23 protein-coding genes are annotated in these 23,904 nt (G+C 68.9%); 16 read left to right on the forward strand and 7 right to left on the reverse strand.

All coding sequences use genetic code 11. The features are described 5' to 3' along the window. The 8 genes from ACTHQX_RS15775 (at position 1) to ACTHQX_RS15810 (ending at position 5,328) form a co-directional block, all read left to right on the forward strand. Complete coding sequence (locus ACTHQX_RS15775; RefSeq protein WP_440158083.1) at positions 1-1,260, forward strand: NifU family protein; 1,260 nt, start codon at positions 1-3, stop codon at positions 1,258-1,260. A gap of 133 nt (positions 1,261-1,393) precedes the next feature. Next, complete coding sequence (locus ACTHQX_RS15780) at positions 1,394-1,975, forward strand: DUF5947 family protein (RefSeq protein WP_440158082.1); 582 nt, start codon at positions 1,394-1,396, stop codon at positions 1,973-1,975. Further along, on the forward strand, positions 1,972-2,625 hold the full coding sequence (locus ACTHQX_RS15785; RefSeq protein ID WP_440158081.1) for a DUF6084 family protein: 654 nt from the start codon (positions 1,972-1,974) through the stop codon (positions 2,623-2,625). The genes ACTHQX_RS15780 and ACTHQX_RS15785 overlap by 4 nt, the downstream gene beginning before the upstream one ends. Further along, positions 2,622-4,022, forward strand: coding sequence for a hypothetical protein (locus ACTHQX_RS15790; RefSeq protein WP_440158080.1), 1,401 nt, complete (start codon positions 2,622-2,624; stop codon positions 4,020-4,022). Before ACTHQX_RS15785 ends, ACTHQX_RS15790 begins: the two co-directional genes overlap by 4 nt. Before the next feature lie 11 nt (positions 4,023-4,033). Then, a complete protein-coding gene (locus ACTHQX_RS15795; protein ID WP_374754650.1) occupies positions 4,034-4,138 on the forward strand; it encodes a DUF6893 family small protein in 105 nt (34 codons plus the stop codon). Next, positions 4,135-4,644, forward strand: a complete 510-nt coding sequence (locus ACTHQX_RS15800; protein WP_440158079.1) for a hydrogenase maturation protease — start codon at positions 4,135-4,137, stop codon at positions 4,642-4,644. Before ACTHQX_RS15795 ends, ACTHQX_RS15800 begins: the two co-directional genes overlap by 4 nt. Positions 4,645-4,658: 14 nt before the next feature. Then, on the forward strand, positions 4,659-4,964 hold the full coding sequence (locus ACTHQX_RS15805; RefSeq protein WP_440158078.1) for a HypC/HybG/HupF family hydrogenase formation chaperone: 306 nt from the start codon (positions 4,659-4,661) through the stop codon (positions 4,962-4,964). Next, on the forward strand, positions 4,942-5,328 hold the full coding sequence (locus tag ACTHQX_RS15810; RefSeq protein ID WP_440158077.1) for a hypothetical protein: 387 nt from the start codon (positions 4,942-4,944) through the stop codon (positions 5,326-5,328). The genes ACTHQX_RS15805 and ACTHQX_RS15810 overlap by 23 nt, the downstream gene beginning before the upstream one ends. Before the next feature lie 65 nt (positions 5,329-5,393). Here ACTHQX_RS15810 and ACTHQX_RS15815 read toward each other — a convergent pair whose 3' ends face one another. Further along, on the reverse strand, positions 5,394-6,167 hold the full coding sequence (locus ACTHQX_RS15815) for a DUF6390 family protein (protein WP_236806651.1): 774 nt from the start codon (positions 6,165-6,167) through the stop codon (positions 5,394-5,396). A gap of 201 nt (positions 6,168-6,368) precedes the next feature. Here ACTHQX_RS15815 and ACTHQX_RS15820 point away from each other — a divergent pair, with 201 nt between their 5' ends. From ACTHQX_RS15820 to ACTHQX_RS15830, 3 genes are read left to right on the forward strand one after another with little or no spacing between them, the layout of a single operon-like run. Continuing rightward, positions 6,369-7,502 (forward strand): ABC transporter substrate-binding protein, encoded by a 1,134-nt coding sequence (locus tag ACTHQX_RS15820; protein ID WP_440158075.1) that lies wholly within the window; start codon positions 6,369-6,371, stop codon positions 7,500-7,502. Beyond that, entirely contained in the window at positions 7,495-8,682 is a 1,188-nt protein-coding gene (locus ACTHQX_RS15825; RefSeq protein WP_236806647.1) for a FecCD family ABC transporter permease, read from the forward strand. Before ACTHQX_RS15820 ends, ACTHQX_RS15825 begins: the two co-directional genes overlap by 8 nt. Further along, positions 8,675-9,433 carry an ABC transporter ATP-binding protein gene (locus tag ACTHQX_RS15830; RefSeq protein WP_440158074.1) on the forward strand — a complete coding sequence of 253 codons (759 nt, stop codon included), beginning with the start codon at positions 8,675-8,677 and terminating at the stop codon, positions 9,431-9,433. The genes ACTHQX_RS15825 and ACTHQX_RS15830 overlap by 8 nt, the downstream gene beginning before the upstream one ends. Positions 9,434-9,570: 137 nt before the next feature. Here the strand turns inward: ACTHQX_RS15830 and ppc are convergent, their stop codons facing one another. Continuing rightward, entirely contained in the window at positions 9,571-12,381 is a 2,811-nt protein-coding gene (gene ppc, locus ACTHQX_RS15835; RefSeq protein WP_440158073.1) for a phosphoenolpyruvate carboxylase, read from the reverse strand. Between the two features lie 115 nt (positions 12,382-12,496). Then, entirely contained in the window at positions 12,497-12,829 is a 333-nt protein-coding gene (locus tag ACTHQX_RS15840; protein ID WP_440158072.1) for a hypothetical protein, read from the reverse strand. A gap of 76 nt (positions 12,830-12,905) precedes the next feature. Here ACTHQX_RS15840 and ACTHQX_RS15845 point away from each other — a divergent pair, with 76 nt between their 5' ends. Then, positions 12,906-13,724, forward strand: a complete 819-nt coding sequence (locus tag ACTHQX_RS15845; RefSeq protein ID WP_440158071.1) for a DUF1684 domain-containing protein — start codon at positions 12,906-12,908, stop codon at positions 13,722-13,724. 60 nt (positions 13,725-13,784) lie between these two features. Here ACTHQX_RS15845 and ACTHQX_RS15850 read toward each other — a convergent pair whose 3' ends face one another. After that, the gene (locus tag ACTHQX_RS15850; protein WP_440158152.1) at positions 13,785-15,017 is read right to left on the reverse strand and encodes an acyl-CoA dehydrogenase family protein; all 1,233 of its coding nucleotides are present in this window, start codon (positions 15,015-15,017) and stop codon (positions 13,785-13,787) included. A 62-nt stretch (positions 15,018-15,079) separates the two neighbouring features. After that, entirely contained in the window at positions 15,080-15,910 is an 831-nt protein-coding gene (locus ACTHQX_RS15855) for an SDR family NAD(P)-dependent oxidoreductase (RefSeq protein ID WP_440158070.1), read from the reverse strand. A 201-nt stretch (positions 15,911-16,111) separates the two neighbouring features. On the opposite strand from ACTHQX_RS15855, the gene ACTHQX_RS15860 reads away from it, so the two are divergent. The 4 genes from ACTHQX_RS15860 (at position 16,112) to ACTHQX_RS15875 (ending at position 21,338) form a co-directional block, all read left to right on the forward strand. Next, complete coding sequence (locus ACTHQX_RS15860; RefSeq protein WP_440158069.1) at positions 16,112-17,371, forward strand: glycoside hydrolase family 76 protein; 1,260 nt, start codon at positions 16,112-16,114, stop codon at positions 17,369-17,371. 163 nt (positions 17,372-17,534) lie between these two features. Then, positions 17,535-18,581 (forward strand): iron ABC transporter substrate-binding protein, encoded by a 1,047-nt coding sequence (locus ACTHQX_RS15865; RefSeq protein ID WP_440158068.1) that lies wholly within the window; start codon positions 17,535-17,537, stop codon positions 18,579-18,581. 4 nt (positions 18,582-18,585) lie between these two features. Beyond that, positions 18,586-20,178: an ABC transporter permease gene (locus tag ACTHQX_RS15870; protein ID WP_440158067.1), complete on the forward strand. Its 1,593-nt coding sequence runs from the start codon at positions 18,586-18,588 to the stop codon at positions 20,176-20,178. After that, positions 20,175-21,338 (forward strand): ABC transporter ATP-binding protein, encoded by a 1,164-nt coding sequence (locus ACTHQX_RS15875; RefSeq protein ID WP_236806635.1) that lies wholly within the window; start codon positions 20,175-20,177, stop codon positions 21,336-21,338. Before ACTHQX_RS15870 ends, ACTHQX_RS15875 begins: the two co-directional genes overlap by 4 nt. An 86-nt stretch (positions 21,339-21,424) precedes the next feature. On the opposite strand, the gene ACTHQX_RS15880 is transcribed toward ACTHQX_RS15875, so the two are convergent. Together ACTHQX_RS15880 and ACTHQX_RS15885 are read right to left on the reverse strand one after the other, a co-directional pair. Next, positions 21,425-23,098, reverse strand: coding sequence for a glycoside hydrolase family 32 protein (locus tag ACTHQX_RS15880; protein WP_440158066.1), 1,674 nt, complete (start codon positions 23,096-23,098; stop codon positions 21,425-21,427). A 94-nt stretch (positions 23,099-23,192) separates the two neighbouring features. After that, entirely contained in the window at positions 23,193-23,801 is a 609-nt protein-coding gene (locus tag ACTHQX_RS15885) for a YdeI/OmpD-associated family protein (RefSeq protein WP_440158065.1), read from the reverse strand. Between the last annotated feature and the right edge of the window lie 103 nt (positions 23,802-23,904).

Raw genomic sequence — 23,904 nt, forward strand, 5'->3', positions numbered from 1 at the left:
ATGCTCGGCGGGGACCGGCCGGCGCTGCAGAGCGGCGACCAAATAGGCACACTCCTTGACGCCCTCGGCGCCGGCGGGGCGGTGGCCCGCGGCCGTGCCGAGGACCTGGTCCGGCAGGTGACAGACCTTTACGGCGCCGGACTGCAGCGGATCATGGAGATCCTGCAGGCCCATGGAAAGCTCGACGACGTCACTCTGGAAGCGCTGACCGCTGACAGCCTGGTGGCCGGCCTCCTGGTGATCCACGGGCTGCACCCCCATTCACTGGAGGCACGGGTGGCCGCGGCGCTGGACAGTGTCCGGCCCTACCTTGGCTCCCACGGCGGCGACGTGGAGCTCGAAGGCATCAGTCCCGACGGCGTGGTGCGGCTCAAGCTGCTCGGCACCTGCCAGGGGTGCCCGTCGTCGTCCGTCACTCTCAAGTACGCCGTCGAGGAGGCCATCCAGAACGCCGCCCCCGAGGTGGCCGCCATCGACGTCGTCGAAGCGGAAAAGCAGCCAGGCGCCCCGGCGCTGATTCCGGTGGACTCGTTGCTGGTCCGGGTGAACAATCCGGCGGGCGGCACGCCCGCAGAATCCTGGCACGACATGTCCGGCGGCACGTGGGAACCGGTTCCGGAGATCGCCGGGCTCGAACCCGGCGAGGTGGCAGGCTTCCTGGTCGGCGGCTACGCGGTGCTGGCCTGCCGCACCGGGCAGGACATCTACGCGTACCGCGACTACTGCCCCCGCTGCACAGGTTCGATGGCCGGCGCCGTGCTGCAGCGCGCCCTCGCGGCACCGGTGGGCGGCGGCCTGCTCACCTGCCCCACCTGCCGCGGCCACTTTGATGTGCGGCGGGCGGGCACCTGCCTCGAGGACAAGGACCTGCACCTGGAGCCGCTCCCGCTGCTGGTCCGGAGCGGAGTGATGTCCGTGGCGGTCCCGACGGTGTCCGTGCAGTCCGCGCCGTTGGCGGTTGCCCCGGTACCGGCAGCCCCGGCAGCCGTGACGCCGGTGCAGGCAATCCCGCTCGTGACACCGGCCGGGCTGGAACTCGTCCCGGCGGCGACTGGACCGGCAGCGCCTGTGCCGGTGCCGATGGCGACTGTGCCGGCGGCGACTGGACCGGAACGGGCGGAGCCGGCCCCGGTGTCTGCGGCGGTGTCCGTTCAGGCGGCACCTGGACCGGCACCTGCGGCCGGCGTGTCCGTGCCCATCGCGACGCCGGCGCCCGGCATTGCCCCGGAACTGCAGGCAGCCGGCGGACAGGACCGCTGAAATGAACATGGGGAACGGAGGAGGTACAGGGCGCGGCCCGGGAACGGGTCAGGCTAACGGCACCTTGCCGGTGGCCTTGCTGCGGCGGATTTCCGCGAACCGGCCCGCTCCTGCCGCCGGGGAATGCTGCGAAATGTGCGGCGAACCGATTTCCGAGGCACACCAGCACGTGGTGGACTTGGGGAGCCACGCCATGATGTGCACCTGCCGGCCCTGCTACCTCCTCTTCACCGATGCGACCGCCCATCTGCGCTACCGCTCGGTGCCGGACAGATACCTCTCCTTCCCCGGCTTCGATCTCGGCCCTGGGCAGTGGGACGAACTGGAAATTCCAGTGGGCCTGGCGTTCTTCTTCCGCAGTTCCAAGCTCGGCCGCACGGTGGCGTTCTACCCGGGCCCGGCCGGGGCCACCGAATCGGAACTGCCGCTCGCCGCCTGGGACAGCGTGCTGGCCCGCAACCCGGCCCTCGGCCTCGCGGCGCCGGACACGGAGGCGCTGCTGATCCGCGGCCCGGGCCCGGGCAGGGCCGCCGCGGACTGCCACCTCGTTCCGGTGGACGCCTGCTACGAGCTTGTGGGCCGGCTGCGCCGCCTCTGGCGCGGGTTCGACGGCGGCCAGGAGGCACGCGATGAGCTCGCCTCCTTCTTCGACCGGATCAACCGCCGCAGCGTTCCGGCGCCGGCAGATTCCGCCGGCACGGGAGGCTTCCGGTGACCGAGCTTTCCTTCGCCGTGCTGGAGATCCGGCCCGAACCGTACGCCGCCGCCCCGCAGCTGACGGCCAGGCTGCAGCTGACGGAAGGCACCGGGGCCGTGGTGCACGCCGTGGCGCTGCGCTGCCAGGTCCGGATCCTGCCCCAGCGCCGTGGCTACGCGCCCGAGGAGGAGATTGGCCTGCTGGACCTGTTCGGCGACCGCGGACGCTGGCCCAGCACGCTCAAGTCGTTCGTCTGGCTGCAGTGCAGCACCATGGTGCAGGGTTTCACGGGCAGTACCGAGGCGGACCTCCCGCTGCCCTGCACGTTTGATTTCGACGTGGCCGCCGCCAAATACCTGCATGCGCTGCGCGACGGCGAGATACCGCTGGAGCTGCTGTTCTCCGGCACCGTGTTCACCAAAGGGCAGACCGGGTTCACGGTGGAACAGGTGCCGTGGGACCTCGAGGCGTCCTACAAACTGCCCGTCGCCGCTTGGCGCAGCCTCATGGACCAGTACTTCCCGAACGCCGGATGGATCCGCCTGGACCGCGACGTCCTGGCAGCACTCGCCCGGTACAAGTCCGCCGAGGGCCTCACGTCGTGGGAATCGGCGGTGGAGAAACTCCTCGCGCAGGCCACCGCGGATGTTTCCGGGGAACGGCCATGAACACCAGTCTGGCCCTTGCCCGGGCCGTCGCGGACGCCGTCCTCTACGAGGGCTACCTGCTCTACCCCTACCGGGCCTCCGCCCAGAAGAACCAGGTCCGCTGGCAGTTCGGGATCCTGGGTCCGCCCGGCGCCGCGGAGGACGGCAGCGGGGAGGAACCGTCCATGTCCGCCGACTGCCTGCTTGCCCCCGGCGCCGAGGCCGGGCTTGAAATCCATTTCCGCTTCCTGCAGCTGCAGACGCGCACGGCAGAAAAAGCGGACGACGGCGGCAGGTTCACTCCCGTGGACAGCCTCGCCGTGGGCGCTGCGAACTGGCTGAGCTGGGACGAGGCCGTCGAACAGGAAGTAGGGTTCGGGCCGTTCTCCGTGGCCCAGCTCCGGGCCGGACAAGTCCTGCCGGTGGAGGTACCGGAGGGACTCGACGTCGAGGAACTCAAGGACGACGCCGGGAGGCCGGCCGGCCGGCTGGTGCGCCGCCGTCGTGCTCTCCGCGGAGAACTGCGGCTGCATGCCGCGGAAGATTCCGGCGGGCTGCTGCGGCTCAGCATCACCGCGGCCAACACGGCCGGTCCCCTGCCGGCCGGTCCCCTGCCGGCCGGGAACCGGCAGGACGCGGCCGCGGCCTCCTTCATCGGCGCCCACGTGCTGCTCGGCGTGCGGGACGGGGATTTCGTCTCGCTGCTGGACCCGCCCGGGTGGGCACAGCCTGCAGCCGGGCTGTGTTCCCAGCACCGCTGCTGGCCCGTGCTGGCCGGCCCCGAAGGCCAGACCGACGTGCTGCTGATCTCGCCCATCATTCTTTACGATCATCCCGCGGTCGCCCCGGAAAGTTCGGTGGCGCTGTATGACTCCACCGAGATCGACGAGATCCTCACGCTGCGGGTACTGACGCTGACCGACGAGGAAAAGGCCGAGGCGCGGGCGACGGACTCGCGGGCCGCCGCCGTCATCGACCGCTGTGAGGCGATGTCTCCGGAGGACCTGCAGCAGCTGCACGGCGCCCTGCGGAACCCGCGCGCGTTCGCCGCGGATCCCGGTGACTATGCCCCGGCGGAATCGTGGAGCACGGCCAGCCAGGACGTTCCGTGGTGGAATCCGGAGGCGGAGGCCCGTGTCCGGCCGGACCAGGACGCCGTCGTGATCAACGGCGTCGCGGTGGCCCGCGGCAGCCGGGTGCGCGTGCACCCGAACCGGCGCGCCGACGCCCAGGACCTGTTCTTCGGCGGACAGACCGGGCGGGTCACCAGCGTGCATTTCGACGTCGACGGCAGCACGCACGTCGGGCTCGTCCTCGAACAGGATCCGGCGGCCGATGTCCACGAGGGTTACGGCCGGTCCTTCTACTACGCGCCCGACGAACTGGAGCCGCTGGAGGGAAAGGAAAACCCGCAATGAAGGCAATAGGAATGGCCACTGTTTCCGTGCTGGCAGCGATGGCCCTTTGGGGCATCTACGTCGGGATCCGCGCAGTTCCGGACATCCGGCGGTACATGAAAGTGCGGCGAATGTGACCGCCGGCGGCGTCCTCGTGGCCGGCGTTGGGAACATCTTCCTGCACGACGACGGCTTCGGCCCCGAGGTGGCACGGCACCTCGCCGACCGTCCGCAGCCGCTGGCCCCCGGCGTCCGCGTGGTGGACTACGGCATCCGCGGCATGCATCTGGCCTACGATCTCCTGGCCGGCGTGGACACCCTGGTCCTCGTGGACACGGTCCCTGCGGACGGGAACTCGTCCCCCGGCAGCATCCGCGTGCTGCGGGTCAGCGCGGCGGACCTGGACGGCAGGGCCATGCTCGATCCCCACGGCATGGACCCGGCGGCTGTGCTGGGCCGGCTTCGGTCCATGGGCGGCAGCCTGCCGGTCACGTACGTGGTGGGCTGTGTCCCCGCAGACCTGTCCGAAGGCATCGGCCTTTCGCCGGCGGTGGCCGCTGCGGTGCCCAAGGCCGCCGCCGCCGTCGGGTCCCTACTCGGCCGGGCCTCCTCCACTCCAAGCCGGTTTTCCACTTCAAAGTAAGGCGGTGTCCGTACATGTGCCTCGGAATACCCGGCAGGGTCGTTGAACTCCTCGAGGGGTACGGCGGCCAACTGGCACTCGTCGATGTGGCCGGAGTGCAGCGGAAGATCAACATCGGGCTGCTGGATGAGGGGCCCCTGGAAACCGGCACCTGGGTCCTGATCCACATGGGCTTCGCGCTGGAACGCGTGGACGCCGCGGGCGCGGAACAGGCCATGGAAGGACTGGAGCTGATGGGCCGCCCTGCGGACACCGGTCCCGGATCCCAGCCGGCACAACCACCACAAGGAGAGCAGCATGTCACCCACGAACCAGCCTGACCCCGCCGACGAGGAAACGGTCGCCGGGAAGGGCGAAGAACAGGGCACCGCGTCGGGCGCCGCAGAGGGCACCGCACCAGGGACCGCCCGGGCCTTCGGCAGCGAACCGCCGCTGAAGGAACCCGCCCAGCCCGGAGCGGACGAAACCCCTGAAGACGCGGCACCGGCTCCGGTTGACGTCGGTGTCAGCACCACCCGCCGGGGCGAGGACGTCATCAAGGAGGAGGGCACCGAACCGGGACGCGAGCACACGGGAACCGATGATTCGCCTGCCAGCCGGCCAACCGGAGAGTCGTCCGCCCGCGATGCGACGGCCGTCAAGACCCCCGAGCATCCCGACGGTGCGGCGCCGCAGTCACCGTAACCGGCCGCCGTCGCTGTTCGCAGTGTTTGTGGCCGGGCGCTGCTGCCCGGCGCTGCTGCCCGGCGCTAGTGTTCGAGCGCTATGGCTGCGCCGCGGTGTGCGACGCCGCTGTTGGCAATCCGGAGGTGCCGCGCCGTAAAGTGCTTGAGCTGCTGCAGCTGGTGGGTGGAGAGTCGGTCGCACACCCAGTCCCAGTGCAGTGAGACGACGTCGCCCACGGCCAGCCCGGCCACGAAGCCGGTCCCGTTCACGGCGAACTTGGCTGATTCCACCACGGGCTCGCCGATGTCCAGGGCTGTCCCGTCCCACACCAGGGGCCGGGACCGCACGACGGCGTCGTCCCCGGAGATCGCGAGCACCTGCCCCCAGCGGATCCTGCACCTGTCCAGCACGTTCAGCGCGGTGGCGTGCCGGCGTTCGTCGCGGAGAAGGCCCAGCCACGGGTAGATTTCGAACACGTGGAAACTGTGGTGTGGGACCCCGCCCGCCAGCACCCCTTCCACCAGATGCGGGAACTGCCGCCCGGTGCGCGCCCGGAACCTGTCCTCCATGGAATTGCCGAGGTTGGTGATGCCGACGGTATCCAGGAGGCTGTTGCCCACCCAGTAGGCCTCCACCACGCGGGCGTCCAGCGGATCGGCGATGCCATGCGATCCGGCGATCAGTTCGAGGTAGGGCCAGGCGCCGGCAAAGCCCTTGGCAAGTTCGCGGAGCCCCTGGTCCGTGACGCCGGACTGCCCGTAGTGCAGCAGGGCGTCGCTGTCCGGCGGGCCGCAGCTGCCACGTGAATTGGGCGGATAGGCATAGCGGACGAACAACTGGGCACCATCGATAACCATCCCGTGGCCACCTTCTGCAAGGGTCCTCTGAAAGTAGCACCGGGCCCTGACGCCGACAAGGGAACGAGGCGCGGACAAGGGAACGGCGCGGGCCGGCAGGTCCGGGCAGCTGGACCGGCCCGTCCTCGAACGCAGGAGAAAGCGTTGACAGCCCTGCCCTTGAAGCGGATGCTGTGAAGACCCACGCGCAGGGAGTCAACGATGACAGCTGCAGACCTAAACCGCCGCGCCGCCCTACAGGTGTTTGTTGCGGGCGGTTCCGCCGCCCTGCTGGCCGGATGCGGCGCATCCGGCAACGCCCCGCCGTCGTCCCCTCCCGGCAGCACCAACAGCATCAGCCTCACGGACCAGCGCGGCAAGACCCTGTCCTTTGACCGGCCGGTGGCCCGGGTGGTGACCATCCCGATGCCCTCGGCGTCCCTGCTGGTCGCCGTCGACCGCAGCGCCGACCATCTCGCGGCCATGCACAACGCCTCCTGGGTGGCCATGCACGACGGCATCATGAGCTCCATGTTTCCCGCCGCCCTGGACCTCCCGCACGATATCGCCACCCAGGACTTCACCGCCAACGTTGAAAGTATCCGGGCCCTCAACCCGGACGTGGTGGTCCAATGGTCGGACGCGCAGCTCATCGAGCCCCTGGAGAAGGCGGGGCTTCAGGTTCTGGGGCTGAAGAACTCCGGCACGCAGGAGGATGTGGACGCCTGGGTTGCCATGTTCGCCGCGATGCTCGGCAAGCCGGAGCGTGCCGCCGAGCTCAAGACCCGGAGCGACCGGGAGCTTGCCGAGGTCAAGTCCCTCGCCGCCGGGCGCGCGTCCAAGGGCCCGAGCATCCTGTACTTCAACCGCTTCACCGGCGGGCTCAAGGTGGCCGGTGCCAACAGCTACAACGACTTCTACATCAAGCTGGTGGGCGGCTCCAACCCGCCAACGGGCAAGGACCCGCTGACCGGTTCCGGGATGGTGGGCGTGGACATCGAGCAGGTCCTGCGCTGGGACCCCGAGGTCATCCTGCTGGGTAACTTCGACGCCGCCATGCCGCAGGACATCTACTCGGACCCGGTGTGGCAGAACGTTGCTGCGGTCCGCTCGAAGCGCGTGTACAAGGTACCGCTGGGCGGCTACCGCTGGGATCCACCCGGGCAGGAGTCGGCGCTGATGTGGCACTGGCTGGGCGACATCGCCTTCCCGCAGCAAAGGTCGGCGGTGCGGAGCAAGGCGTCCGAATACTTCAGGTTCCTGTACAACCACGAACTCACCGGCGATGAGCTGGACAAGATTCTCCGGACCGCAGAGAACGGGCAGTCCGCCAACTACCGGCAGTTCAATGCTTGATGAGGCGGGCTCCCCGCGGCTGGGCAGGCGGCTGCGCCCGGCACTGCCACCGGCGCAGCCGGCACTGCCACGGGCGGGCCCGGCTGCCGGCCCGGGCGGCGCTGAAGAGCGGCAGGCACTGGAACACAGGCTTGGGAAACGGGAGGCGGGAGAACGACGGCGGGAACCCGCCGTCGTCGTTCCCGTTGCCCTCAGTGCCTGCTTCCTTATCGCCGTGGCGGTGCTGGCGCTGGCGGTGGGTCGCTACAGCGTGCCGCTGGACCACGTGGTCCAGATCCTGGCCGCACAGCTCGCCCCGGTCCCGGTTCAGGCCAGCGGCACCGAACAGAACGTGGTGCTGCTGGTCCGGCTGCCGCGGATCCTGCTCGCCTTGCTGGTGGGCGGCGGCCTGGCGATTGGCGGCGCAGCGCTGCAGGCCATTTTCCGCAATCCCCTCGTCAGCCCCGAGATCATCGGTGTGTCTGCCGGCGCATCCTTCGGCGGAGCCCTGGCGCTGCTGCTCGGGCTGGGTCCGCTCCTCCTGGTGGGCGGCTCCTTCGTGTGCGGGCTGCTGGCACTCGGGACCCTGTTCCTGATCACCTCGGGCCGTGCCGGGACGCCGATGCTCATGATCGTGCTCGGCGGCGTGGTCACCGGGTCCTTCTTTTCAGCCCTGGTGGCCCTGGTGACCTACATTGCGGACCCCAACACCACGCTGCCCGCTATCGTCTTCTGGCTCCTGGGCAGCGTATCCACGGCAACCTTTGCCAAAGTGGCGGTGGCCCTGATCCCCGTCCTTGGCGGGGCCGCGGTCCTCGTGGCCCTGCGCTGGCGGATCAACGTGCTGTCCCTCGGCGACGAGGACGCGGCCGCCCTGGGCGTGCGCCCGCGCCCGCTCCGCTGGGTGGTGCTCGTGGCGGTGGCGCTCATCGTGGCCGGCGCGGTGGCAGTCAGCGGGGCCGTCAGCTGGGTGGGCCTGGTGATCCCGCACCTGGCCCGGATGTGGGTGGGGCCGGACCACCGTGTCCTCCTGCCCGTCTCTTTCCTGCTTGGCGGCGCCTACATCGTTCTGGTGGACACCATCGCCCGCACGGCCACCGCCGGGGAGATCCCACTCGGCGTCCTCACGGCCCTGATCGGCGCGCCCGTGTTCTTCCTGCTCCTGCGCCGGAACCGCGAGAAGGTCTGGGACAGTGCTTGAACTCGACGCCGTGGGCTTCGGCTACTCGCCCCGGGACTGGGTGTTCCGCGGCGTCAGCTTCCGCGTGCCGCCGGGGACCGCCACCGCCGTGCTGGGTCCCAACGGCAGCGGCAAGACCACGCTGGTGCGCTGTGCCGCCGGGTTGCTGGACCCGCAGGAGGGAACGGTCCGGCGGAGTGAGAGCGCCGGCTACGTCCCGCAGGCCCTCGGCAGCGCCTTCGCCTACCGGGCGCTGGACATGGTCCTGATGGGGCGGGCGCGGCACGTTGGCGTGTTCCGGACACCCGGGCCATCCGACCACAACGCAGCCCTGGAGGCGATGGAGCGGGTGGGCGCGGCCGGGCTGCGGGACCGGCGTTTCCCCACCCTCAGCGGGGGCGAGCAGCAGCTCATCCTCATCGCCCGGGCGATCGCCGCCGGCTCGCCCATCCTGGTGCTGGACGAGCCCGCCACCGGCCTGGACCTGAAGAACCAGGCACGCGTCCTGACGCTGCTGCGCGAACTGATGGCCGACGGCATGGCACTGCTCCTCAGCACGCACCATCCCGACCACGCCCTGCACCTTGCCGACCGGGTGGTCCTGCTGGGCCGCTCGGGCGTCCGGACCGGACACGCTGCGGAACTCCTGACCGACGCCGAGCTGTCCGCCCTCTACGGCGTGCGCGTGAGCACCGTCGCGTACTCCGACGTCGGCGACGGCGTCCCCAGCACGACGCCCCGCCGGACCATCGTGGTGCACTACGGCAACTGACGCGTCCTCACCTTTCGCAACAATTCCATCAACCCTTCCTCAGTTCCCGTCGCTTCAGGCCAAACCCTCCCGCACCGGGTGAGGACGCGTTAGGAAGGAACCGACGAAAGGTGAGGAAGCGTCCGGGGCGGTAGGGGCTACCCGGTGTTGCGGAGGCCGGCTGCCACACCGTTGACGGTGATGAGCATGGCCCGCTGCAGGCGCTCGTCGATCTCCCCTGCGGAAATGCTGGCACCTTCTGCCCGCACGCGGCGGAGCAGTTCCACCTGGAGGTAGCTGATCGGGTCGAGGTACTGGTCGCGGATTTCGAGGGACCGCTTGAGCGTGGGCTGTGCGTCCAGCAGCAGGTTCTCGCCGGTGAGGTTCTGGATCTCGGAGACGGTGAGTTCGTACTCTTCGCGGATGGCGCGGAAAAGATGGTGCAGTTCCGCCGGGACCAGGGTGTCCACGTAGTATCCGGCGATCTCCATGTCCGTCTTGGCGAGGGTCATTTCCACGTTGGACAGCACGGAGCGGAAGAAGTGCCAGCCGTGCATCATCTCCACGAGCTGGGCGGAGTTCCCGGCTTCCCGTGCCGCCTTCAGCCCGGAGCCGACGCCGAACCAGCCGGGAACGATCTGCCGTGACTGGGTCCAGCCGAACACCCACGGGATGGCACGCAGGCCACCAAGCCCGGCGCCGGAATCCGGGCGCTTTGACGGGCGGGAACCGATGTTCAGCGATCCGAGCTGCTCCACCGGCGTCGAGGCCAGGAAGTACGCCGGCAGGTCCGGGTGGTCGATGAGGCTGCGGTAGCGGGCGAAGGCGGCGTCGGAGATGGTCTCCATGACGTGCCCGAACCGCTCGCGCTGGTCGTCCGAGGTGCGCGGCGTGCGGTGCAGCGCAGATCCCTGCAGCACGGCCGCGAGGGACAGCTCCAGGTTTTCCCGGGCAAGTTCCGGCAGGGAGTACTTGTCCGAGATGACCTCGCCCTGTTCGGTGAACTTGATTTCGCCCTCGAGGACACCGTTAGGCTGCGCCATGATGGCGTCGTAGGTGGGTCCGCCGCCGCGGCCCACGGAACCGCCGCGGCCGTGGAACAGCCGCACGCGGACGCCATGCTTGGAGGCGATGTCGCGAAGCTTCCTCTGCGTCTTGTGGATTTCCCACTGGCTCGTCATCACGCCGGATTCCTTGTTGGAGTCCGAGTAGCCGAGCATGACTTCCTGGACATCCCCGCGCAGCCGGACCAGCTCGCGGTAGGACGGGTCGGACAGCAGCTGGTCAACGATCTCCGCCGAGGCGCGCAGCTCCTCGACGGTCTCCAGTAGCGGCGCGAAGCCGATCTTGGCGTACGGAGCGTCGCCGAAGATACTGACCAGGCCGGCCTCGCGCGCCAGCACCGCGGCAGCCAGGACATCGTCAGCGCCGCGGGTCATGGAGATGATGTAGGTTTCGATCACGTCCGGGCCGTACGTGCGCAGGGCGCGGCGGATCTCCCGGAAGACGTCATACGTGCCGTCAGCGGCGCCGTCGAGCTTGATCGGGTGGCCGGACAGCGGACGGCGGGACGCGAGCTCGGCGCTCAGGACCTCGAGGCGCTCGTCCCGGGTCAGTTCGGCGTACCGGATGCCGGGACCGCCGAGGCGGTCCATGAGCTGGCCGACCGCGTCGTGGTGGTGGTCGGCGTGCTCGCGGATGTCGAGGGTGGCCAGGTGGAGGCCGAAGGAGGCGATGGCGCGGCGGACACGTGCCAGCGCGCCGTCCGCGGCAAGGGACGCCGAGTGGTTGCGCAGGGACAGTTCCAGCAGTTCGAGTTCGGCGATGAGCTCCTCCGTGGAGGTGTAGTTACGCCCCGGCTGGTGCTTGGACCCCGCAGCCACCCGCTTGCCGGTGTTGATGAGCTTGGCCTTGATGCAGGTCAGTTTCAGCCGGTAGGGCTCCTGGGCATTGAGTTCCAGGATGCGGCGGTCCAGGCCCGGCAGCTTCGCGAGGTCGGCGTCGATCGAATCGAGGAGCGCCTGGTCGGCGCCGGCGAGGGCCGTGGAGTTGGACAGGACGGAGATGAGCTCGTCGATCATGGCAATGCTGATCCGGACCGCATGCTGGTTCTGCAGCTGCAAAATCTCGTGCGTGACGGCGGCAGTGACGTTGGGGTTGCCGTCACGGTCACCGCCGATCCAGGAGCCGAACCGGATCGGGGCGTTCTGGGCCGGCAACGCGACGCCGTGCTCGCCGAGGAGTTCCGAGAAATCCGTCAGCATCTCCGGCAGCGCATCCGTCAGGATGCTGTCGAGGTAGTAGATGGCGTTGCGGGCCTCGTCCACCGGCGTGGGCCGGACCTGGCGCAGCTCGTCCGTCTGCCACATCTGGTCGATCATCTCCGACAGCTGCCGGTCCTGCCGGCGCCGGGCGCTGGTGCCCTCCTCGGTGGGCTGGGCCAGCACGTCCGAGAGCTTGCGGATCTTGTCCAGCACGGAGCGGCGGGACGCCTCGGTGGGGTGCGCGGTGAAGATGGGCCGCACGTCCAGCTCGTTGACCACTTCCTGCAGCACCGCCGGACCGGCCTGCCGCGCAATGTCCTCGACGGCCTTGGCCAGCCAGCCGTCCTTCTCCTGCCGGGTGCGCAGCCCGCGGACGCGGTGGACCTGTTCGGCGGCGTTGGCGAGGTGGAAGTAGAAGGCGAAGGCGCGGACCAGGTCGGTCGCCTGCTCGAGCGGCAGGGAGGCGAGCAGCTCACGGACCTGGGCAACGACGTCGTGCGCGCTCCACGGGCCGGTGGCCTCCGCCCCGCCCCGGGCGGCCTCCTTGGATTCTTTGGTCAGCAGGCGCACCTGCTCCACCAGGTCGAGGAGCTCGGGGCCGTGCTGGCGGACCAGGGATTCGCCCAGCAGGGTGGAGACCCGGCGTACGTCGGCGCGGAGTTCGGCGGCGAGATCTGTTTCTGAATTCATTGCAGTGTCAGCCATGGAAACTATCTTTCGAGTGTTCGACTTTGGCTCGTACACTGCGCTGGATACTGTGAGCCCGGTTACTGTTCCTATGGGATGTTACCCGCAGCCGGCCGGAGCCCGGGAATATGTCTCAGATGCTGTCAGGACCTTGAACTGGAACGGCCGGTGCCTGTAGAGGGGCCGCGGGCAACCGGATCCGGCCCGAATACGGACCGTTCGCCTCCGGTCCGGGACCGGCGCTGGGCGCTTCATGCCGCTTTCGTTTCTGTTCCTCCCGCGCCGCCAGCGCCTCCGAATGCGTCGGGGTGCCGGTGGCCGGATCGAACCCCGCCAGGGCGCTTCCCAGCGTTCCCGCAGCGCCTTTCGGATCGACGCCGCGCTTCTGTACGGCCATCCCCGCGAGGGTCAGCGTCGACACGATGGCAACGCAAACCAGCACCGTCAGAACAATGTCCAAGGCCATACCCCAAGGCTACGCCTGCCGCCGCCCGGGGTTGACCCCTAAGCTGGCCAGATTGGCATACACCGTTGGAGGACACATGAGCACCGCAGCAGACGCCCAGCTGGAGCGCTGGCTCCGCTTCCGCAAAGGCCGCAACACCGCACTCGCTGCCGAACACGGCTGGCTCACGCTCACGTCGTTCCAGTGGCTGGAAAGCCAGCCCGCCGCCGTGGACCTCGTCCCCGGGCTGTGGTCAGCGGACGGCACGACGGCGACGCTCACCGCCGCGGCGTCCGACGGGCTGACGCTCGTGGAGACCGGGAAGCCGGTGGACGGGGCAGTCAGTGCGCGGCTCGCCAATGAGGAGTCGCTCATGTGGGTGCAGTTCGGCGGCGCGGACGGTCGGCAGGTTGTGGTGGAGCTGGCGATGCGTGCGGACAGGTATGCGGTCCGCACCCGGGACTCCGCGTCGCCGGTGTTCACCGAGTTCGACGGCGTGCCCACCTTCGATTACCGGCCCGACCTTGCGGTGGAGGCCAGGTTCGAGGCCTACCCGGAACCTGTGGACGTGCCCATTTCCACGGCCAATCCGCTGGTGGACGGGGTGCACCGCACCGTCGGCGAACTGGTGTTCCGGCTGCCGGGCAAGGACCACGAGTACCGGCTCCATGCCGAGGAGGAGAAGCTCGGCGCCCTGACAATCACGTTCCACGACGAGACGAACGGCGACACGACTGACGAATGGCGCAAGGTGTCCACGGCGCGCCCGCGGCCGGACGGCTCCGTGGTTTTGGACTTCAACCGCGCCATCAACTACCCCAGCGCCTTCACGCCCTACGGAACGTGCCCCATGCCGGTGAAAAACAACAGCCTGGACGCCCGCATCGAGGCCGGGGAGAAGCAGCCCACCTCCTGAGGCTCCTCTTTAGCGCGAACCTTCAACTCGCCCGTCCAGCGCGCCGGGGAATGAAGCCACCTAGACGATCGCGGAGACCCCTGTGACTGCACGGCCCACGATCAGCGTGTTGATCTCGTACGAGCCCTCGTAGGTGTAGATGGCCTCGGCGTCGGCGAAGATCTTGGCCATCCCGTAGTCCGTGACGATGCCGTTCCCGCCCAAAATGGACCGTCCCATCGCCACTGTTTCGCGCATCCTCGCCGAGGTGTACGACTTAGCCAGCGCCACCTGCGCCATGCCGACGCCCTGCTCATGCAGCTGCCCGCTCTCATGCAGCTGCCCGGCCTCCTGCAGCTGCGCGATCCGGGCCATCATGCCCATACTCGCCACGGCATTGCCCAGCATGGACACCAGCTGCTGCTGGATGAGCTGGAACCTCGCCAGCGGCCGGCCGAACTGCTGGCGTTCGACGGCGTATTGCCGGGCGACGTCGAACGCCGCCAGCTGCTGCCCCACGGCCTGCCACGCGACCATAATGCGTGATCCGCGGAGCAGTTCGTTTGTGTCGTCGAAACTGCTGATGCCCGCAAATCGGTCCGCCTCGGCAACCCGCACGTTATCGAAAACGATGTCGGCGTTCTGCACGGTGCGCAGCGCGATTTTGTTCTCAATCCGGCTGCGGCCCACTCCGGGCAGGCTGGCGTCCACGATGAAGCCACGGACCGCGCCGTCAGCCTCGTCCCGCGCCCACACCAGCATGTAGTCGCAGAACGTCCCGTTGCCGATCCACCGCTTGGCGCCGTTGAGCACCCAACAGTCCCCGCCGCCGTCGGCCTCGCCGGTACGGCCCGATACCCGGCGCGCCCGCGTCTCCATGCCGCCGGCGACGTCCGAGCCGTGGTCCGGTTCGGTCAGGGCAAACGCGCCCGTGGTCCTCAGGTTCGAGGCGTCGTTGAGGTACCGGTTCCGCTGGTCCTCGGAGCCAAACCGGTAGAGCGACTCGACGAAGAGGTCGTGGTGGACCAGGAAAAACGTGGCGATCGACGTGTCCACGCGCGTCATCTCCGCGATCACCAGCCCGGCGAACAGGTGGCTGTAGCCGCGCTGGGCGGGGGTGCTCAGCTCCAGGGCGGCCAGCTTGGGCAGGATGTGCGCCGGAAATTCGGCCTTGTTCCACCAGTCCCCCGCGAACGGCGCGATCTCCGCGGCCAGGAACTCCCGCAGTTCGCCCAGCTTGCGCTGTTCGGAGGCGCTGAGCAGGGACTCGTAGCCGAAAAAGTCGGCGGTGGGCAGGGTGTCGACGGCGGATATCGCCCGGGTGGCCCCGCCCGGTTTGGTTCCGGTCACTTCGGTGGAGGGAAGTCCAGTTCCGGTCACTTCGGGCCCATCCGGATGGCGCCGTCGAGGCGGATTGTTTCGCCGTTGAGCATGGCGTTCTCTACGATGTGCGCGGCGAGGTTTGCATACTCGGCGGGCCGCCCCAGCCGGGACGGGTGCGGCACCTGCCGGCCCAGTGACTCCTGCGCCTCCTGCGGCAGTCCGGCCATCATCGGGGTCTCGAAAATTCCGGGCGCAATGGTCACCACGCGGATGAGGGACCGGGCGAGTTCGCGGGCCAGGGGCAGGGTCATGGCGGCCACTCCGCCCTTGGATGCAGCGTAGGCAGGCTGGCCGATCTGCCCGTCGAACGCGGCCACCGAGGCGGTGTTGATGATCACGCCGCGTTCCTCTCCGCCGAGCTCGGTGACAGCAGGCTCGGTGGCGGCCATCGCAGCGGCGGCCAGCCGGACCACGTTGAAGGTCCCCACCAGGTTGATCTGGATGACACGGTGGAAGGTCTCCAGCGGCAGCACGCCGTCGCGCCCCAGGACCTTGCCCGGCGTGGCGATGCCGGCGCAGTTCACCACGATCCGCAGTGGCCCCAGCCCGACGGCGGCGTCCACAGCGGCCTGCACCTGGTCCTCGCTGGTCACATCCGCCGGAACGAAAACCGCTTTGGGGGCTGCCACGTCGCGGCCTGAAACGGTGCCTGCAGGGTTCTGCGGGCCGGCAGCATTCAGCTCGTCGGCGTATGCGGCGCCGGCCGAGGTGCCGAGGTCGGCGAGAACCACAGAGGCGCCGGCGTCGAACAGCCGCCGGGCCGTGGCGGCGCCCAGGCCGGATGCACCGCCCGTGATGAGCGCGACGGAACCCTCGATTTCCATACATCCTCCTTGATGCGGAACCGGTCGATGCGGGTCCGGATCCCGGCCGCGAACGTTAGTTAGTGAATGTTAACTGAAATGGGCGCCGTATGCACCCCGCACCACCAACCCCGCGCCGCCCGGTTCGTCCCCCCAGCTTGCCGCACTGGCCGATTGCCACACTGGCGGATTGCCAGGAGGGCGGTTCGCTAGGCTGGCCGAATGATCCAGCCAGATGCCGACGCCACCCCGAATGCCACCCCCGCCCCCGCAATGGCCTGGGCAGAGCGGGCCGACGAGGCCGCACGGTCGGTGACCCATCTGTTCGGCCAGCGGCTGTTCTTCCTGCCTGGGACGCACATCGCAGCCACCGTCCGCCCCTCCGGCCGCATCGAAAACCTCCGCCGCCCGTGGCACTACTGGTGGCAGGCGCATTACTTGGACTGCCTCGTGGACGCGGGTTTTCGCGAACTCGGGAGGGCAGGGCGGCCGCCGGAAAAGTTCGACGGCGGCACCCGGCCCAGCGCCGGCCAGCTCGCCTCGCGGCTGGTCACCGGCATCCGGCTGCGGAATTTCCTGACGTTCGTCAACCATTACTACGACGACATGGCCTGGCTGGCCCTGTCCACACTCCGCCTGGAGCGGCTCGCCGAGGAGAGCCGCCGGCCCAGCACCCGGCGGCAGGAAAAGATCCGCAAGAGCCTGACGCTGCAGTTCGACTCGGCCTCCACCGACGACCTGGGCGGCGGCACGTTCTGGAGCACCAAGCGGGACTTCAAGAACACCCCGGCCACGGCACCGGTGGCGCTCTACTATGCCCGCACGGGCAACACCGCCAAGGCGCAGGCGCTGCTCGACTGGCTGGACGCGCGGCTGTTCGACCCCACGCGCGGGCTCTACCTGGACGGCATCCGAATTCGCAGCACCGGGGAGACCACGCTGGAGGAGGCGATCTACACCTACAACCAGGGGCCCGTCCTCGGCGCCCTGCTGGAACTCGGCGGCGCCGCCAATCTGGAACGCGCTTCCACCGTGGTCCGCGCCGTGGCCGCGCACCTGACCCTGCCAGGCACCACCGGCAACGCCACCGGCAGTCCCGCGCCAAGCCTGGTCCTCGGGTGCGACGGCACCGGCGATGGCGGACTGTTCACCGGCATCCTCACCCGCTACCTGACGCTGGCCGCCAACGATCGGCGGCTGCCGCAGGACGTCCGGACCAGCGCAGCAGGGATGGTCACCGACACTGCCATGGCGCTCTGGGCCGGCCGCCGGCCGATCGCTGCAGGCGAACGGCTCGCCCGGCACGGCCGGGCCGGTGAACCGGTGTTCTCCTTCGAACCCCGACGGCCGGCGGGCGACACATATCCGCCGGGCGCCGCCGTCGAACTTTCCACCCAGCTGCAGGCCTGGATGGCCCTGGAGGCGGCGGCGTCAGTGGCAGCGGCGTCAGCAACAGCGGACTCCGGGTTAGGTGCCAATTAGGGCACGCAACAGTGTCGTAATTGATGTGATCCTCATCACTTAAGGCCTTTGTCGCTTGGTGCTTAGGTTTGGCTAACCTACAGTTTTTCGAGTGAGCTTCACCTAACTTCCCCAGCTCACAAAGGGCCTGGCCCACGAGACTTTTGCAGAAAGAAGCACCCCGATGAAGATCCGCATTAACGCGCTGGCCGGCATCGCGATCGCCGCCACCGCAGCCCTCGGCCTCTCGGCCTGCGGCTCCAGCACCTCCCCCGCCGCCACGTCCTCGGCTGACGCCTCCAAGGGCGAGATCACGGTCTACAACGCCCAGCACGAAAGCCTCACCAAGGAATGGGCGGACGCTTTCACCGCGGAAACCGGCATCAAGGTGACGCTCCGCCAGGGCGACGACACCGAGATGTCCAACCAGATCGTCCAGGAAGGCGCAGCCTCGCCGGCGGACGTCTTCCTCACCGAGAACTCCCCCGCAATGGCGCAGGTGGAGAACGCCGGCCTGTTCGCCGACGTTGCCAAGGACACGGTTGCCCAGGTTCCGGCGGAGTTCCGCCCCAGCACCAACAAGTGGACCGGCATTGCCGCCCGCTCCACCGTCCTGGTTTACGACAAGAACAAGATCTCCGAGGACAAGCTGCCGAAGTCCATGCTGGACCTGGCAAAGCCGGAGTGGAAGGGCAAATGGGCAGCCTCCCCGAGCGGCGCCGACTTCCAGGCCATCGTCTCCGCCCTCGTTGAGCTCAAGGGCGAGGCCGCTGCCGAGGCTTGGCTGAAGGGCATGAAGGAAAACTTCACCGCCTACAAGGGCAACAGCACCGCCATGAAGGCAGTGAACGCCGGCGAGGTTGATGCCGCGCTGATCTACCACTACTACTACTACGGCGACCAGGCGAAGACCGGTGAGAACTCCAAGAACGTCACGCCGTACTACTTCAAGAACCAGGACCCGGGCGCGTTCCTGTCCGTCTCCGGAGGCGGCGTGCTGAAGTCCTCGAAGAACGCCGAGAACGCCCAGGCCTTCCTGAAGTTCATCACTGGCAAGAAGGGCCAGGAAGTCCTGCAGAAGGGCACGTCCTTCGAATACGCCATCGCCTCGGGCGTCCCCGCCAGCGAGAAGCTGGTTCCCATCAAGGAACTTCAGGCTCCCACCGTGGACCCCGCCAAGCTGAACTCCGAGAAGGTCACGGAGCTGATGACCAAGGCAGGACTGCTCTAATTCTGTGACCACGCAAGTATCGGCGCCGGAGACATCCGGAAGCACGACGACGGCGGGCCGGGGCAAGCGCCCCCGCCCGCCTTTCGGCGTTTCCGCGGTAGGCGTCATGGCGGTGCTGATCGCCCTGTTCGCACTCGTCCCCCTCGGCTACGTCGCGGTAATGACCGTGGCCACGGGCTGGGACACCGCCCTTGAACTGATCGTTCGCCCGCGCGTCGGCGAACTGCTGCTCAACACCGTGCTCCTGATTGTGCTCACCGTGCCGCTCTGCCTCATCCTGGGCGTGGGCGGTGCGTGGCTCGTGGAACGCACCACGCTGCGGGGCCAGAAGGTGTGGGCCGTGCTGCTCGCCGCGCCGCTGGCCATCCCTGCCTTCGTCAACAGCTATGCGTGGGTTTCCGCTGTGCCGTCCCTGCACGGGCTGTTTTCCGGCGTGCTCATCGCCACGCTCTCCTACTTCCCGCTGGTCTACATTCCCGCCGCTGCGACGCTGAGCCGGCTGGATCCCGCCGTGGAGCAGTCGGCTGCGTCCCTCGGCCTGGGGGCCTGGCGGGCGTTTTTCCGTGTGGTCCTGCCGCAGCTCCGAATCGCGATGACTGGCGGCGGGCTGCTGGTGGCGCTCCACCTGCTGGCCGAGTACGGCGCCTTCGCGATGATCCGCTTCGACACGTTCACCACGGCCATCATGGTGCAGTACCAGTCCACGTTCAACGGCGCCGCAGGCACCATGCTGGCCAGCGTGCTCGTGTTCTTTTGCCTCCTCCTGCTGCTGGTGGAGGTGCGCAGCCGCGGCACCGCCCGGTACGCCCGCGTGGGCTCCGGCGCGCAGGCCAAGGCCCTGCGCCTGCCCCTGCACACCTACCAGGTACCGGCCCAGCTGGCCCTGCTCGGCCTGACCCTGCTTGCCTTCGGGCTGCCGCTGCTGTTCGTGCTGCGCTGGATCATCGCCGGCGGTGCTGACATCTGGGCGGCTGACGAATTCGTTCCGGCGCTGTGGCAGACCCTGCTGTACGGGCTGGCCGGCGCCGCGGCCACCACCGTTGTCGCCTTCCCCATGGCGTACCTGGCCGTCCGGCATGCCAGCTGGTTCAGCAAGGCCCTCGAACTGTCCAACTACGTCACCAGCTCCATGCCGGGCATCGTGGTGGCCCTGGCCTTCGTCACCGTCAGCATCCGGCTGGTCCCCGGCGTCTACCAGACGGCCGGCGTCCTGGTGGCCGCCTACATCCTCCTGTTCCTGCCGCGCGCGCTGGTCAACATCCGCGCCGGCCTGGCCCAGGCACCCAAGGAGCTGGATGAGGCGGCCCAGGCCCTGGGCACGCCTCCGCTGCTGTCCTTCATCCGCGTGACGCTCCGGCTCACCGCCCCCGCTGCGGCCGGCGGGGCGGCGCTCGTCTTCCTCGGCATCGCGAACGAGCTGACCGCCACGCTGCTGCTCTCCCCCAACGGGACCCGGACCCTGGCCACCGAGTTCTGGAGCAAGAGCAGCGAAATCGACTACGCCGGCGCCGCGCCGTACGCCCTGCTCATGATCGTGATTTCGGCGCCCATGACCTATTTGCTCTTCCAGCAGTCCAAGAAAGTAGCGGGACAGTGACCGAACAATCCCCGTCCAGGCTTCCGGAACCGCGGATCTCACGGTCCGTGGCGCCAAGCACCAACAGCCACCTGGAGATCGAGGCCGTCACCAAGAACTTCGGCTCGCAGGCCGTCCTCAAGGGCGTGAACCTGTCCGTCGCCAAGGGCGGAACCACCGCGATCGTGGGCCCCTCGGGTTCGGGCAAGACCACCCTGCTCCGGCTGATAGCCGGCTTTGAACACCCGGGCACCGGCAGCATCTCGCTGAACGGTTCCCCGGTGGCGGGCGACGGCGTGTGGAAGCCGGCGCACAAGCGCCACGTCGGCTACGTGGCCCAGGACGGCGCCCTGTTCCCGCACCTGACCGTGGGGCAGAACATCGCGTTCGGGCTCAGTGCGGCAAAGCTCGACGGCGGCCGGCGCGCGGTTAACACGCGGGTCAACGAACTCCTCGAGATGGTGTCGCTGGACACGGCCATGGCCAAGCGCCGCCCGCACCAGCTCTCCGGCGGGCAGCAGCAGCGAGTCGCCCTGGCGCGGGCGCTGGCCCGGGAACCCGAGCTCATGCTGCTGGACGAGCCGTTCTCCGCCCTGGACGCCGGACTCCGGGTGGCCACCAGGCGGGCGGTGGCCAAGGTTCTCAACGAGGCCGGGGTGACCACCATCCTGGTCACCCACGACCAGGCCGAGGCGCTGTCCTTCGCGGACCAGGTGGCCGTCATGCGGGGCGGCAAGCTGGCGCAGATCGGCAACCCGTTCGTGGTCTACACCCGGCCGGCGGACCGTGCCACGGCCGAATTCCTGGGCGACGCCGTGATCCTCGATGCGTGGATGGAGGGCTCACTGGCCACCTGCTCGCTGGGCGGGATCCCCGTCCGCCGACCGCCGGCGCAGGGCCGCGTCCAGCTCATGCTGCGTCCGGAGCAGATTCGCATTGCCGAGGACGGGCCCATCCGCGGCGTGGTGGTGGATACCGACTACTTCGGCCCCGAGACCACCGTGCGGCTCAAGCTCGCCGTGCCGCCCAAGCTGGCCGGCGCCATGCCCGACCACCGCTATCCCGGCGGCGGTGAGGTGATCACCATCCGGCACTGGAACGCGTCCATCGCCCAGCCCGGCACCGAACTCTGCCTGCGCGTGGTGGGCGAAGCCGTGGCGTTCCCGCTCGAGTCCGCCTGACGTTGGGCTTAGTCTGGACCTGCGCCACTTGGCGCGCCGCCCAGTCTGGCGCGCCGCCGCGCCTGAATTCGTCCGTCCCGGCGTGTCTAGCGGGCCGCCAGCACCGTGGCCAGCGGGGTGTACCTGAACGACTTCAGCGTCAGCTTCCCGCCGGCACTGGCGGCGCTGACCGCCGGCTGCCCGGACCGCGGCAGCACCACCGACGTCAGGGTCTGCTCGCCGCCGTTCACGAAGACCTCCACTGAGGAGTAGTCCACGAAGACGGTCAGGTTCACGCTGCCACTGTGGGGCGGACTCTGGGCGCTCCTCCGCTCGGTAAAGAGCGGGCCCAGGGCCTCCGCGCCGGGCACCACCGCCGCCCGGCTCACCCATGCCGTGCTTTCCTCGAAGTTGTAGCCCACCGTGGCGTAGTCCGCGCCGCCGCTGCCCAGTTTCAGCAGGGCTTCCGTGCCGTCGTCGCCCGGTGCACGTTCCAGGGTCAAATCCAGCCGGTAGGCGCCGCCTGCGGGCGCGGGAAGCTCGCCGGCGCCCCCCGGGGTGAGCGCCTGGCTGCCTGCCGTCTTGGCTTCGCCGTCCAGCGCGGACAGGGCCGGAGTGGGGGTGGAGACCAGCGTAGGCCGGCCCTGCACAGTCTTCAGCCGGATGTCCCGCACGATCGAGTCGGCGCCGCCCTGCCAGTCGGTAGTGGGCAACTGCCGGGCATACGTCCAGTTGTTCATCCAGCCGATCGCGTGGCGGGACGCCATGCGATCGTTCTCCGGGAGGCGGGGATCGTCCCAGGTGACGGCGGCATAGAAGTCGGCGCCGGCGTCGAGCCACTGGTGTTTGTCATTGGACGGTATGAACCGGGTTCCGTCAAAGGTCCCGGTCCAGTAGGTCACGCCGGTGGTCCGGCCTTCCGCGGTGCCGTTCGCGCTGGCGGCCAGGACCCAGATGCGTTCGGCGGGGTCGCCGTCGAGGTCCAACTGGAAGAGGTCGGGGCATTCGAGGATTCCGAGGCCCTTCCGCTCGAACCCGGACACGTGGCGCCAGTCCTTGAGGTCCTGTGAGGTGTAGAGGCCGATCTTCTCCCCCTCGGCCAACGCCATGACCCACTGTCCGCGGGCCTCGTCACGGATGATTTTGGGGTCGCGCCAGTGCTGAACGCCGGGGTTCTCCATGACCGGGTTCCCGTCCGCGGCCTTGAACGTGTAGCCCTTGTCCGTGGAGTAGAACAGGGACTGCCGCTGCACGCCTTTGTCCTGCTGGGTCATGACGGCGACGACGGCACCCTTGCCGAAGCCAGCGGTGTTGTCCTGGTCCACCACGGCGCTGCCGGTCTCAATGTCCCCGAGCCCGTTCTTGAACTTCTCGATGGCGACACCCTCGTCCTTCCAGTGCACCAGGTCGGTGCTGGTGACGTGGAACCATTCGGTGCCGTTCCCCTCGGGGTGGTCCGCGTTGTAGAGGTAGTAGTAGTGCCACACCCCGTCCAGCAGGAACGGACGCTGCGGATCGTTCATCCACTCCTTGGCGGGCGTGAGGTGGTAGGAAGGCCGGAACTGCGAGGCGCCCTCCGGCCTGCTGAACGACTTCGGGGCGTCGCTTTGGGCTGGCTGGGTCCCGCTGCGTTGGGGCCCGGCGCCGCCCTGCGTTCCGCCGTCGCCCGAACGCCCCGCCAGGCCGATCACCGCAGCCGCGGCCAGCACCAGAGCCAGGACCACTGCCGCCGCAATCCACCGTCCGCGTGGGCTTAGCGTGCGTAGGGAATACCGCTGCATGTCCGCCGTTCGTGTTGGGAGTTGGCACCAATTTTAGCGCGGGCGCCCCGCTGATCGAGCTTGTCGAGATCAAGCCGTCCGGGTTTCGGCGGGCTCACCCAGCGGGATTCTGGACCGGGCGTTTCTTCTGCGGATACGGCGTCTCGCCGCGGGCCAGCATCTCGACAAATCCGGCGATCTTGCGCTCCCGGGTGGAGGCCTGCTTGACCGAATTGGTCCGGTAGATCAGCGCGTACCGGTTCACCGAGGTCAGCACATCGAACATGGCCTGCGCCTCGGGCACGGCGGCGATGGCGGCGGCCAGATCCGCCGGGACCTCCGCCGTCGCCTGTCCGGAATAAGCGGCCTCCCAGCGGCCGTCCGCCTTGGCGGCGTCGACGGCGGCACGGCCCGGATCTGTCATCTTCCCTTCCGCCTCAAGGCGGGCCACGTGGCCCACGTTCCGCGCCGACCAGGGGCTCTTGGCACCCCGCCGGGTCATGCGCTGGAGGTAGCTGTCGCCGTCGCGCTTCTTGACCTGGCCGTCGATCCAGCCGAAGCACAGCGCCTCGTCCAGGGCGGCGTCGTAGTCGAGTTCGGTGACGTTGCCGCCCTTCTTGTGCAGGACCAGCCAGACGCCGGGGCTGTCGCCGTGGTGGGATTCCAGCCACGTCCGCCACGCGGCGGCGTCGGGCACCAGCAGTTCCTCGAGTTCCACAGCCATGCGCCTATTCTGCCTTCACTGCCCCTGGATTCAACCCGGCGCCTCCGGATTCAACCCGGTGCCACGCGATTCAAGACGTGGCATCATGGCCATGTCGGCGCCG

The sequence above is a fragment of the Arthrobacter sp. SAFR-023 genome (assembly GCF_051965295.1).
GTDB lineage: Bacteria > Actinomycetota > Actinomycetes > Actinomycetales > Micrococcaceae > Arthrobacter.

Coding starts and splice junctions, on each gene's coding strand:
- ACTHQX_RS15775 (WP_440158083.1), top strand. CDS start 1: ATGCTCGGCGGGGACCGGCCGGCGCTGCAGAGCGGCGACCAAATAGGC.
- ACTHQX_RS15780 (WP_440158082.1), top strand. CDS start 1,394: ATGTGCGGCGAACCGATTTCCGAGGCACACCAGCACGTGGTGGACTTG.
- ACTHQX_RS15790 (WP_440158080.1), top strand. CDS start 2,622: ATGAACACCAGTCTGGCCCTTGCCCGGGCCGTCGCGGACGCCGTCCTC.
- ACTHQX_RS15795 (WP_374754650.1), top strand. CDS start 4,034: ATGGCCACTGTTTCCGTGCTGGCAGCGATGGCCCTTTGGGGCATCTAC.
- ACTHQX_RS15805 (WP_440158078.1), top strand. CDS start 4,659: ATGTGCCTCGGAATACCCGGCAGGGTCGTTGAACTCCTCGAGGGGTAC.
- ACTHQX_RS15810 (WP_440158077.1), top strand. CDS start 4,942: ATGTCACCCACGAACCAGCCTGACCCCGCCGACGAGGAAACGGTCGCC.
- ACTHQX_RS15815 (WP_236806651.1), bottom strand. CDS start 6,167: ATGGTTATCGATGGTGCCCAGTTGTTCGTCCGCTATGCCTATCCGCCC.
- ACTHQX_RS15820 (WP_440158075.1), top strand. CDS start 6,369: ATGACAGCTGCAGACCTAAACCGCCGCGCCGCCCTACAGGTGTTTGTT.
- ACTHQX_RS15825 (WP_236806647.1), top strand. CDS start 7,495: ATGCTTGATGAGGCGGGCTCCCCGCGGCTGGGCAGGCGGCTGCGCCCG.
- ppc (WP_440158073.1), bottom strand. CDS start 12,381: ATGGCTGACACTGCAATGAATTCAGAAACAGATCTCGCCGCCGAACTC.
- ACTHQX_RS15840 (WP_440158072.1), bottom strand. CDS start 12,829: ATGGCCTTGGACATTGTTCTGACGGTGCTGGTTTGCGTTGCCATCGTG.
- ACTHQX_RS15845 (WP_440158071.1), top strand. CDS start 12,906: ATGAGCACCGCAGCAGACGCCCAGCTGGAGCGCTGGCTCCGCTTCCGC.
- ACTHQX_RS15855 (WP_440158070.1), bottom strand. CDS start 15,910: ATGGAAATCGAGGGTTCCGTCGCGCTCATCACGGGCGGTGCATCCGGC.
- ACTHQX_RS15860 (WP_440158069.1), top strand. CDS start 16,112: ATGATCCAGCCAGATGCCGACGCCACCCCGAATGCCACCCCCGCCCCC.
- ACTHQX_RS15865 (WP_440158068.1), top strand. CDS start 17,535: ATGAAGATCCGCATTAACGCGCTGGCCGGCATCGCGATCGCCGCCACC.
- ACTHQX_RS15880 (WP_440158066.1), bottom strand. CDS start 23,098: ATGCAGCGGTATTCCCTACGCACGCTAAGCCCACGCGGACGGTGGATT.
- ACTHQX_RS15885 (WP_440158065.1), bottom strand. CDS start 23,801: ATGGCTGTGGAACTCGAGGAACTGCTGGTGCCCGACGCCGCCGCGTGG.